This is a genomic window from Bacteroidota bacterium (assembly GCA_020402865.1).
Taxonomy (GTDB): Bacteria; Bacteroidota; Bacteroidia; order Palsa-965; family Palsa-965.
Genome location: JADBYT010000047.1, coordinates 1 through 4313, shown reverse-complemented (window position 1 = coordinate 4313; position 4313 = coordinate 1). Strand labels below are relative to the sequence as shown.

4 protein-coding genes are annotated in these 4313 nt (G+C 50.8%); all 4 read right to left on the bottom strand.

All coding sequences use genetic code 11. The features are described from left to right. Positions 1-119: 119 nt before the first annotated feature. Positions 120-524 carry a Rieske 2Fe-2S domain-containing protein gene (locus tag IM638_20350; protein ID MCA6365394.1) on the bottom strand — a complete coding sequence of 135 codons (405 nt, stop codon included), beginning with the start codon at positions 522-524 and terminating at the stop codon, positions 120-122. Between the two features lie 56 nt (positions 525-580). Continuing rightward, positions 581-2452 carry a hypothetical protein gene (locus IM638_20345; protein MCA6365393.1) on the bottom strand — a complete coding sequence of 624 codons (1872 nt, stop codon included), beginning with the start codon at positions 2450-2452 and terminating at the stop codon, positions 581-583. Between the two features lie 147 nt (positions 2453-2599). Beyond that, positions 2600-3616 (bottom strand): GTPase ObgE, encoded by a 1017-nt coding sequence (gene obgE / locus IM638_20340; protein ID MCA6365392.1) that lies wholly within the window; start codon positions 3614-3616, stop codon positions 2600-2602. Positions 3617-3708: 92 nt separating this feature from the next. Then, positions 3709-4313: hypothetical protein (locus IM638_20335; protein MCA6365391.1), on the bottom strand; the 605-nt coding region annotated here is incomplete at its 5' end.

Below are 4313 nucleotides of genomic sequence, written 5' to 3'. Positions count from 1 at the left end.
TTATCTCATCCTTCGTTGGAGTTTTTGCTGATACTCTCCAAGTATCTGCTGCAAACCCCGCCTTGTCTGAGAAAAAATGAACTCATAACAAATCTCAAAAACAAAATCTGGACAGCTTCTTAGTTTGTTTTCTTTTTCCAGCCCCACTCCATTTCTTCCGTACCGAGGTACACCCCGTCGTGGCGCACTTCAACCGGAAAAGCGCGTGCGGTTTCGCCACCTCCGTTTACACGCCTTCCATTATGTACACCAAATGCATACCGATGCAGCGGACACACAAGGGCACATTCTCCGCTTTCTGTAAAGATGGTCTGCCCCTGAGCAAGTGAAAAGCCGTTGTGCGGGCAGCGTTCTTCAATAGCGGCAAATGCGGGCGGGGCATCACTTCCGGGCTGATTCGCATTTACCACACACACTTTGCGGCCGGCCACATGCAGCAGCAGCGGCCTGCCGGGCGGAATACGTTTGAGTGCATCGGCAGCACTGTTAAAAATACGGTGCCAGCGAATTACCGTGCGAAACATAATTTAAAAACTGGTTTACGAAAAATGAATGTACCTGTTCTTTCGGCAATGTGAGGTTACTCCTTTTTTCCCCACGAACTCTCGCAGTGCAACAAACGGTTGCGGTTTACCTGTGCATTTTGGGTGGCGGCCGGATCAATACGCACAAAATGCCGCACTAATTCTTCGCGCATTTCGGGCATAACGGTGCGCTCATCGTTATTGCTGCCGCGTATAAAACGAAGGCTTACAGGCAAACCTTCTTCGGGCTCGTACACCGGCAACATGGCGTATTCAAAATTATCAATCCCTACAAGAACACCGTCAACACTGAGAATGCGGTCGCCGCTGCGCAGGCCGAAAAGATTGTCGGGAGCTGCTGTGCGTACATAAAACGCATCGTTACTTTCCATGTACTGCAGCGTAAAAAATCCAAAACTAAGCACCGAGTCAATTGCATCGGGGGCATAGGCCCAGCCAATCATTTCGAGCGATTCGACAAGCGGAAGCGGTTTACTGTTGTACACGTAATTGGCAAAAAACGCATTGACATTGCAGCCGTTATTTTTGGCAATGATTGATTTAAGCTCCTCGTTGCCGGTATGCTGTTTTCCTTCCAGCATGTCCATAAAGAGCGACTGCAAACCGAGGTTGGTGTTGGTTTGCGTCATATTTACGAGCTGAATATCAAGCAGGAAAACAGTAACCAAAGCGCGGGCCCGCAAAGCCGCAGCCTGATCAGGCCGTGCCAGCGCGCGGGCAATGGCTTTCTGATCAGTGAACGGTATTTTAGGCGCGGTTTCGCTAAGCTGAATCGCCATGCGCAGTTTTTCCATAAACATCTCTTCACTCATCGACGAATCGCGCACGGCTGCAAGCAGATTCATGTATCCGGCCATGCCATTGCCAAACCACCACACTTCAGGCACCGCCGCAATTTCACGAAACATTTCGTTTTGCGATTGTGCGAGTACACCGGTAAAGGAAGGCAGCATACGGTAAAGCGTTCCCTCAGTTTGTTCATCAACCATTTGCGCCAACTGGTTTTCGTCTTCCACATCGGGCAAACAGAAATAACCGCAGCCTTCGTGTTCTGCCCCGCTCCACTGAAATTCATTATCGGTGGTAGCATCAAACCGATAAATCATAAGAAAAGAAAGCGGCGAGGTGCCCTGCGTGAGCTGCTGCATGGCACTGATTTGCGGTGCAAGTACACGTCGGATAATACGTGCCCGCCCGGCATGATTTGTACCTGTAACAGCCACGCGCAAACTGATATGCCCGAATGTGGTGTTCAGCGTGTCAGCCTCTCCATACAATATGGGCTGATCAATCAGTTTCTGATAATTCGGACAGAAAAATTTGTCGCGGCTTTGCGTTTCGCGTGTGAAAGGAAGTGCGGTAATAGGATAAATATGCTGGGGATGTAATACCGTTATGCGGTAAGCAGCATCAGGCGCATGTGTAAAGCAGCCCACCATAAATGCCTGCTGCAGCATAAACTCCTTTCCGCTTTCAAACCGTGTGGCTGCAGCCTGCGGCACGGTACCTGTAGCATTTCCGGCATCAAATACATCGTCAACCCAATACTCAATCCGTCGCAGCGAACGTCCTTTACGCACATGAAACCGAAACGTATTTTTCCCTTTGCGGCGCACACGCACACGATGCCCCCGATCATCAAAAGCAGCAATTTCGCTGATGTAGTTGCCCGCCTGTACTGAGCCGTATAAGCCGGGAAGAACCGATGGAAATGCATATTCAACCACTCGCCGTGAGGCAGGAGGAGGCACCGCGGTAACCTTTACCCTGTCTTTATCACTGGTTACGTTCTGAAGGTCGAACGTAACTTCACACACACGCATGCGCTGGTCGTTTTGCGCACTTGCAACGAAGGGGGCCAGGGTCACCAGCAGCGCCAGCAGGAGATGGCGGGTCTGGTAGTTCATGGGCAGCCCAAAAGTAGTGATTTATGCCTTTAATCACTATTTACTGAAACTATTTTCAGGAAAAACACTAAAAACGTTTCAAACTGAGTTTAAAAACCACGGCAAAAGCATCATGGTTTTCAATGATAAGATTTAGAAAAGGAATAATCAGACCGGGCTGTTCATCAGTTTCCAAAGTTCATCCTTCAGGCTCTGGACATTTTTTCCGCTTTGCGAAGAAAAAATAACAAAAGGAATGCGGTGTTTTTTACGAAGCTGTTTTTCGAGGTCTTTTTTCAGAGCATCGAAAAGTTCATCGTCAAGCAGGTCGGCTTTAGAAATACCGAGCAGGCGTTTTTTATCGAGCAGTTCGGGGTTGTATTGTTCGAGTTCGTTGAGCAGGATTTCGTAATCGTGTACAATGTCGCTGCTGTCGGCCGGAACGAGGAAAAGCAGCATGGAGTTACGTTCGATGTGGCGCAGGAAACGTACACCCAATCCGCGACCTTCGTGTGCGCCTTCTATGATGCCTGGAATATCGGCCATCACAAACGAACGGTGATCGCGGTAACCTACTACACCCAGATTGGGCACCAGAGTGGTGAAGGGATAGTCGGCAATTTCGGGTTTTGCGGCACTCACCACAGAGAGCAGTGTAGATTTACCGGCATTAGGAAAACCCACCAGTCCGACATCGGCGAGGAGTTTGAGTTCAAGAATTTTCCATTCTTCGCGGCCGGGTTCGCCGGGCTGAGCAAAGCGTGGTGTTTGGCGTGTAGGCGTTGCAAAATGCTGGTTCCCTAAACCGCCACGCCCACCGGGTACAATGATGCGTTCTTCGCCATGCTCTGTAATTTCAAACAGGATTTCGTCGGTTTCCGCGTCTTTAGCTACAGTACCCAGCGGCACTTCAATAATTTCATCGCGTCCCGAAGCGCCCGACATGTTTTGTCGTCCGCCCGATTCGCCGTCCTGTGCAATTACATGTTTTCGGTATTTCAAATGCAGCAATGTCCAAAGCTGGTTGTTGCCGCGCACAATTACGTGGCCTCCGCGTCCGCCATCGCCGCCATCGGGGCCACCTTTGGCCGTTTGAGCCGTGCGCAGAAGATGCACCGAGCCGCCACCGCCTTTACCCGAGCGGCAGCAGATTTTTACGTAATCGACGAAATTGGTATCTGACATGGGCGCAAAAGTACGGAATCCTGCGTAAGCGGCAGGGCACAAAAAAACCGGCAGCTGAAATTGCTTCAACTGCCGGTAATGATTTTCTGAAATTATTTACGACCGCGCTTTGCGGCTTTCTTTGCGGGCTTGGCTGCTTTTTTGGTTGCAGGCTTCGCGACTTTCTTCGCTGCGGGTTTTGTCGCTTTCTTAGCTACAGGCTTCGAGGCTTTCTTCGCGGCGGGTTTTGTCGCTTTCTTCGCCACAGGTTTTGCAGCTTTCTTCGCTACGGGTTTCGCGGCTTTTTTAGCGGCGGGTTTTGTCGCTTTCTTCGCGGCGGGTTTTGTGGCTTTCTTCGCTACGGGTTTCGCGGCTTTCTTGGCTACGGGTTTTGTCGCTTTCTTAGCTGCGGGTTTTGTCGCTTTCTTGGCTACGGGCTTCGCGGCTTTCTTGGCTGCGGGTTTTGTGGCTTTCTTGGCTACGGGTTTTGCAGCTTTCTTCGCTACGGGCTTCGTCGCTTTCTTGGCTGCGGGTTTTGTCGCTTTCTTCGCGGCGGGTTTTGTCGCTTTCTTGGCTGCGGGCTTCGCGGCTTTCTTCGCGGCAGGTTTTGTGGCTTTCTTGGCTGCGGGTTTCGCGGCTTTCTTCGCGGCAGGTTTTGTGGCTTTCTTGGCTGCGGGTTTCGCGGCTTTCTTCGCGGCAGGTTTTGTGGCTTTCTTGG